Annotated in this window: 6 protein-coding genes; 4 read left to right on the top strand and 2 right to left on the bottom strand. The window is 61.0% G+C overall.

The window, feature by feature from the left end:
* On the bottom strand, positions 1-507 hold a 507-nt coding region (locus O7A61_RS30240; RefSeq protein WP_337132868.1), incomplete at its 3' end, for a thiamine pyrophosphate-binding protein.
* A gap of 319 nt (positions 508-826) precedes the next feature.
* On the opposite strand from O7A61_RS30240, the gene O7A61_RS30235 reads away from it, so the two are divergent.
* The 3 genes from O7A61_RS30235 to O7A61_RS30225 are packed head-to-tail and all read left to right on the top strand — an operon-like array spanning position 827 to position 5,663.
* Complete coding sequence (locus O7A61_RS30235) at positions 827-2,776, top strand: PrkA family serine protein kinase (protein WP_140503346.1); 1,950 nt, start codon at positions 827-829, stop codon at positions 2,774-2,776.
* A gap of 19 nt (positions 2,777-2,795) precedes the next feature.
* Entirely contained in the window at positions 2,796-4,109 is a 1,314-nt protein-coding gene (locus O7A61_RS30230) for a YeaH/YhbH family protein (RefSeq protein ID WP_337132867.1), read from the top strand.
* Positions 4,110-4,118: 9 nt separating this feature from the next.
* On the top strand, positions 4,119-5,663 hold the full coding sequence (locus tag O7A61_RS30225) for a SpoVR family protein (RefSeq protein ID WP_027143527.1): 1,545 nt from the start codon (positions 4,119-4,121) through the stop codon (positions 5,661-5,663).
* Between the two features lie 75 nt (positions 5,664-5,738).
* Here the strand turns inward: O7A61_RS30225 and O7A61_RS30220 are convergent, their stop codons facing one another.
* Positions 5,739-6,416: an alpha/beta hydrolase gene (locus O7A61_RS30220; protein WP_337132866.1), complete on the bottom strand. Its 678-nt coding sequence runs from the start codon at positions 6,414-6,416 to the stop codon at positions 5,739-5,741.
* Between the two features lie 22 nt (positions 6,417-6,438).
* Here O7A61_RS30220 and O7A61_RS30215 point away from each other — a divergent pair, with 22 nt between their 5' ends.
* The gene (locus tag O7A61_RS30215) at positions 6,439-6,660 is read left to right on the top strand and encodes a DUF1515 family protein (protein ID WP_337132869.1); all 222 of its coding nucleotides are present in this window, start codon (positions 6,439-6,441) and stop codon (positions 6,658-6,660) included.
* The last annotated feature ends 82 nt before the right edge of the window (positions 6,661-6,742 follow it).

Genomic DNA, 6,742 nt, shown 5'->3' with positions numbered 1-6,742 from the left:
AACCGCGTCGGCGTCGCCCCAGGCGGCATCAGCCGGCAGGATCAGCGTCGTGACACCGGGCGGCGCCAGCGAGGCGCGAAAGGCAGCCTCCGTGGCCGGCTGGACATCGGCGGGCCCTTCGATGCGTCGAACCCAGTTGGACATCGGCGCCGCGAGGCCTTCGATATCGCTGGTCAACGGCGCGTCGAGCGGCAAATGGTATGAGGCGTGGTCGCCGACGATGTTGATCATCGGGCTCATGGCGCGCCGGGCGTTGTGCATGTTGGCAAGACCATTGGCCAGCCCCGGCCCTGTGTGAAGCAGCGTCGCGGCGGGACGATCGGTCATGCGCGCATAGCCGTCGGCCGCACCGGTCACCACGCCCTCGAACAGGCCAAGCACACAACGCATCTCGGGCTTACGGTCGAGCGCGGCGACAAAATGCATTTCGGATGTGCCGGGATTGGCGAAGCAGACCTCTACGTCATTGGCCAGCAGCACGTCGCACAGGACATCGGCGCCATTCATGCAAAATTTCTCCCATTCACGAAGAGCAGTTGCACCCGCGGATGTCCGCACGGCAATATCCCGCCGCCGCTTTTGGCATGATCCAGCCACAGGCACCGGGGCGGTCAGCGTGTCGCCATCCCTGCCGAAAATCTTGGTCGATCTCCAGATCGCAAGAGTTTCCTCGGACGCTGCGAGCGTTCAATCAGGATAGGCGGTCATTCGGGCCGGAGCGATGCCAGGATTTTGATGCCAGATGCACGCGCGTCGACGGAACAAACAATGCCTTCCCGCAGTTGAATGTGTGGGCCCCGCCAGAATGGCTCTGAAGGCAACGATCATGCGTGAGAACCCATCCGACGTCTTCCACCTGTTTTCGGAAATTTATGCAAACGCCGCCCAGGAGGAGATAAGTCTCCAGCAATATCTGCTTGCCTGCCGCGAGGACAAATCGATGTATGCCTCGGCGCCGGAACGAATGGTCGAGGCGATCGGCGAGCCTGACCTGGTCGACACCAGCAAGGACGAGCGGCTCGGCCGCATTTTCTCGAACCGGACCGTCAAGATATATCCCTCCTTTTCCGATTTCTACGGAATGGAGGATACGATCGAGCGCATCGCCGGATATTTCCGCTATGCCTCTCAGGGCCTCGAGGAGCGCAAGCAGATCCTTTACCTCTTGGGCCCGGTCGGCGGCGGTAAGTCCTCCTTGGCCGAACGGTTGAAGAAATTGATGGAGGAGCGCCCGATCTACACGCTGAAGGTCGGCAACCAGATCAGTCCGGTTTTCGAATCGCCGCTTGGCCTGTTCCATCCAGATCGCATGGGCGATCTCCTGGAGGACAAATACGGAATAGCCCGGCGCCGCCTGAACGGGCTTATCTCGCCATGGGCGGCCAAGCGCCTCGACGAATTGTCCGGCGACATTTCCAAATTCAGCGTCGTCAGACTGATGCCGTCGCGGCTGCGCCAGATCGGCATTGCCAAGACAGAGCCTGGCGACGAGAACAATCAGGATGTCTCCGCCCTGGTTGGCAAGGTCGACATCAGGCAATTGGAAAATTTCAGCCAGTCCGACCCCGACGCCTATTCCTACAGCGGTGGACTGAACCGGACGACGCAGGGTCTGCTCGAATTCGTGGAGATGTTCAAGGCGCCGATCAAGGTGCTGCATCCATTGCTGACGGCGACCCAGGAAGGCAGTTACAACGGCACCGAGAATTTCGGTGCCTTTCCCTACCAGGGCATAATCGTTGCCCATTCCAACGAATCCGAGTGGCAACAGTTCAAGAACAACAAGAACAACGAGGCATTTCTCGATCGCATTCTCGTGGTCAAGGTGCCGTATTGCCTGCGCATCACCGAAGAAAGGCAAATCTACGAAAAACTGCTGCGCGAGAGTGAATTGGCCGCCAGCCCCTGCGCGCCCGAGGTGTTGGACATCCTCAGCCGGTTCAGCGTCTCGACGCGCCTTGCCGAGCACGACAATTCGCCGCTGCACACCAAAATGCGCGCCTATGACGGTGAGAACCTGAAGGAAGTCGACCCGAAGGCGAAGTCAGTCCAGGAATATCGCGACGCCGCCGGCGTCGACGAAGGCATGACCGGCGTCAGCACGCGCTTTGCCTTCAAGATCCTGTCGCAGACGTTCAACTATGACACCGCGGAAGTGGCCGCCGATCCGGTGCATTTGATGTACATACTGGAAGAGGCGATCAAGCGGGAGCAGTTTCCGAAGGAGATGGAAGCGGCCTATCTCGAATTCATCAAGTCGGAACTGGCCGCCCGTTACGCCGAGTTCATCGGCCACGAAATCCAGAAGGCCTATCTGGAGTCCTATAGCGAGTATGGCCAGAACCTGTTCGACCGCTACATCGCCTATGCCGATGCCTGGATCGAGGACCAGGACTACAAGGACCCCGATACCGGCCAGATCCTCAACCGCGAGGTGCTGGACAGCGAATTGTCGCAGGTCGAAAAGCCGGCAGGCATCGCCAATCCGAAGGATTTCCGCAACGAGGTGGTGAAGTTCACGCTGCGTGCCCGGGCGCGCAACCACGGCCGCAACCCGTCATGGACGAGCTACGAGAAGCTGCGCGAGGTGATCGAAAAGCGCATGTTCGGCCAGGTCGAGGACCTCCTGCCGGTGATCAGCTTCGGCTCCAAGCAGGACAGCGTCACCGAAAAACGGCACAGTGAATTCGTCCAGCGGATGGTGGAGCGCGGTTATACGGAACGGCAGGTCCGCCGGCTGGTCGATTGGTACATGCGGGTGAACAAGGCGGGCTGAGAGCAGCCCGAATGGTTGCATGCCGATCTTTATCGACCGCCGCCTGAATCCGAAGGACAAAAGCCTTGGCAATCGCCAGCGCTTCCTCAGGCGTGCCCGCGAGGAACTCAAGCGCAGCATTCGCGACCAGATCCGCGCTGGGCGGATCGCCGATGTGGACGCGGAGCATGTCGTGCCGATGCCCGAGAGAGGCACCGGCGAGCCGACCTTCAACGACGCCAGGGACACCGGCCGGCGCCGGCACATCCTGCCGGGCAACAGGCAATTCGCCCAGGGGGATCTGATCCCCAAACCTGGCCAGGGCGGAGGCAAGGGCGGTTCGTCACCGGGACACACCGCATCCGAGGACGACTTTCGTTTCGTCCTGTCGCGCGAGGAGGTGCTCGATCTTTTCTTCGAGGATCTCGAACTGCCAGACCTGGTGAAGCTCAATCTCAAGGAGATCCTTGCCTTCAAGCCGCGCCGGGCGGGTTTCGCGGCCACCGGTTCGCCGACCAACATCAATGTCGGCCGCACGATGCGCAACAGCCACGGCCGCCGCATTGCGCTCAGGCGCCCCAAGCAAGCGGCGGTAGACGCGATCCTGCAGGACCTCGCCTCGCTGGAGGCCGCACGGCCCAATGCTCAGACGCGCGAGCGCGTCGCGGCCCTCAAAGAGGAGATCGAGCGGCTGGAGCGCCGGCGCCGGCGGATTGCCTTCGTCGACCCGGTCGACATCCGGTTCAACCGCTTCGACCCGCGCCCGGTGCCGAATGCGAAAGCAGTCATGTTCTGCCTGATGGATGTGTCGGGCTCGATGGGCGAGCGCGAGAAGGACCTTGCCAAGCGCTTCTTCGTGCTGCTGCACCTGTTCCTGAAAAGACGTTATGAGCGTACCGAAATCGTCTTCATCCGCCACACGCACGAAGCGCAGGAGGTGGATGAGGAAACCTTCTTCTACTGCACGCAAAGCGGCGGCACCGTCGTTTCCACCGCGCTCGAGGAAATGCATCGCGTCATCGAGCAGCGCTATCCCGCGAGCGAGTGGAACATCTACGCCGCCCAGGCCTCGGACGGCGACAATTTCGCCACCGATTCCGAGCGCTGCATCGCCCTGCTGAACGGCAAGCTCATGCGCCTGTGCCAGTATTTCGCCTATGTCGAGATCATCGACGAACGCGAGAGCCACATCTTCGGCGCGACCGAAAACGGGACGTCGCTCTGGCGGGCCTACAGCGCCATTGAGTCAAACTGGCCGAACTTCCAGATGAGCCGAATAGCCACGGCCGCCGATATTTATCCTGTCTTTCGCCAGCTCTTTGCCAAACAGCCCGCGCTCCGGAAGAGTGCCTGAGGGGAAACCATGGCCAGGACAGCCAGCAAACCGGGTTTGCTCTTTTCCGGATCCGACTGGGATTTCCAGAAATTGTCGCAGGCTTACGAGGCGATCGCGGCAATCGCCGTCGAGGAGCTCAAGCTGGACACCTATCCGGTGCAGATGGAAATCATTTCTTCGCAACAGATGCTCGACGCTTATTCATCGGTCGGCATGCCGCTGATGTATCGTCATTGGTCGTTCGGCAAGCATTTCCTGTACCAGGATTTTCTCTACCGCAAGGGCGGACGGGGGCTGGCCTATGAACTGGTCATCAATTCCAATCCGTGCATCGTCTACCTGATGGAGGAAAACACCATGGCCCTGCAGGCCCTGGTGACGGCGCATGCGGCGCTCGGACACAATCATTTCTTCAAGAACAATCATCTTTTCCAGCAGTGGACCGACGCCGGGGGAATCCTGAGCTACCTGGAGTTCGCCAAGGGCTACATTGCCCGATGCGAGGAGCGGCACGGATTGTCAGCCGTGGAAAGCATTCTCGATAGCGCCCACGCGCTCATGGAGCAAGGCGTGTTCCGATATCACAGGCCGCCAAAGCTGTCGTCCGAGCGGCGGCGTGAAGGGCTGCGCGAGCGCCTGGAATACGAAGAGCGCTCCTACAACGATTTATGGCGCACGCTGCCTCCTTCACAGGACACCAGCAAGTCCGAGAAGAAGGATGAGGGCCTGACGGAGCGGAAGAAATCGCTCAACCTGCCCGAGGAAAATCTGCTCTATTTCCTCGAGAAGAACAGCCTTGTCCTGGAGCCGTGGCAACGCGAGATCATCCGCATCGTGCGTGTCGTTGCGCAGTATTTCTATCCGCAGCGGCAAACGCAGGTGATGAATGAAGGCTGCGCCACCTTCGTGCACTACACCCTCATGAACGCATTGTTCGACCGCGGCCAGATCAGCGAGGGCGCCATGCTCGAGGTCCTGCGCAACCATTCCAATGTGATCTTCCAGCCGGCCTTCGACGACCCCCGGTTCTCCGGTATCAACCCATACGCGCTCGGCCTCGACATGATGCAGGACATCCAGCGCATTTCGATCGAGCCGACGGCGGAGGACCGCGACTGGTTTCCCGACATTGCGGGCCGCGGTGACTGGCGCGACGTGCTGCTGGACGCATGGGCCAATCACCGCGATGAATCCTTCGTCCGCCAGCACCTCAGCCCAGCCCTGATACGGAAATGGCGGATGTTTGTCCTGGCCGACCAAGCCGACGACTCGCATTACGAGGTCGCCTCGATCCACAATGAGCGCGGCTACCAAAAGATACGTGCCGCGCTGGCCCAGAGCTACGACATCGGGGCGAGCCGGCCGGATATCCAGGTAGTGGACGTCGACCTGCTCGGTAACCGGCATTTGCGGCTGCAGCACAAGGTGAAGGAGGGCGTACTGCTCGACAATGGCAGCCGCGATGCCACCCTGCGCCATATCCGGAGCCTCTGGGGTTACGAAGTCAGCCTGGCTTCGGTCGACGCCGAAACCGGTGCGACACTTAACGAACGCTCCAGCAATGACTGCTGAGTTTCGGCCTCGGGCCGCATCGGCGGCCGTCGGGCGGAACGAGTGGAACACGCTCTGCGGACACGCTGGGTGCGCTCAGCCGACCGTCGATTTCAGGAACGCCAGCGCCGCGATGGTCAGCGCATCATCGTCCTCGCCGAAGTCGCGGTTGATCGACATGTGCGTATAGGCGCTACCGTCGAACAGCGTCACAACAGTGCCGCTGGCGCGCAGGCGCTCGGCAAAGGCCGTGGACTGCTCGCCGCGACCATCGGCGCGAGAATAGGCGATGAACGTCGGCGGATGCTTGCGACCATCCACATAGCTCGCCGGCGACAGCGCCGCCCATTGCGAAGGATCGGAAAAGACCCGCGAATAGGCTCGCACCATGCCGCCATTTTTGGCGAGGGCGGCAAGATCATAGGCTCTGGTATCGTCGAGAAGCAGCCCGGCAACGCCGGGCAATTCGCCGCGCATGCCGGTCAACGCAATCAGATGGCAGCCGGCCGAATGGCCCATGCCGACGATGCGGTTGGGGTCGCCGCCATGTTGGGCGATGTTGGCCTTGATATAGGCATAGACTTTCTCGACGTCGGCAGCCTGGGTGGCGACATCCGCCTGCGGCAGCATGCGGTAATCGATGGAGACGAAACAGAAGCCGTTGGCGAGCAGGAAGGCCGGCTTGGCGTTTACCTGGCTGCGTTTGCCGAACCGCCAGGCGCCGCCATGGACGAAGAAGACCACCGGCAGGTTTCTCGCGCCATCGGGCGTCAAGGACAGCGACGCGTGAGCCGCCCTGAGCTACGAACAATCGGAACAGCGCGCCGCGTCCAGCCGGGCGAAGATGTACGCCAAGACCGAAGAGCTGGATGAGCGAATGGCAGTCACCGAAAGCGCCGTGAAATCGCTGACGGAAGACATGACCGAGGTGAAGACAGTGACGGCCGAGGTGACGCGCTGTAAACTCATGGGGCTAGAGCGTCGGATGCTCAGGTTGAATCGCGAGGGATTCCGATGATGTCGGGTTTGTGATTCACTTCCGTATGGAGGTGATTTGCCATGCCCAAGCCCTATTCGCTCGATTTGCGTGAACGTGTGGT

It is taken from the genome of Mesorhizobium sp. Cs1321R2N1 (assembly GCF_037179725.1).
GTDB lineage: Bacteria > Pseudomonadota > Alphaproteobacteria > Rhizobiales > Rhizobiaceae > Mesorhizobium > Mesorhizobium salmacidum.
The sequence above is the reverse complement of the archived record's forward strand: the minus strand, read 5'-3'. Positions and strand labels throughout refer to the sequence as shown.

Coding starts and splice junctions, on each gene's coding strand:
- O7A61_RS30235 (WP_140503346.1), top strand. CDS start 827: ATGCGTGAGAACCCATCCGACGTCTTCCACCTGTTTTCGGAAATTTAT.
- O7A61_RS30225 (WP_027143527.1), top strand. CDS start 4,119: ATGGCCAGGACAGCCAGCAAACCGGGTTTGCTCTTTTCCGGATCCGAC.
- O7A61_RS30230 (WP_337132867.1), top strand. CDS start 2,796: ATGCCGATCTTTATCGACCGCCGCCTGAATCCGAAGGACAAAAGCCTT.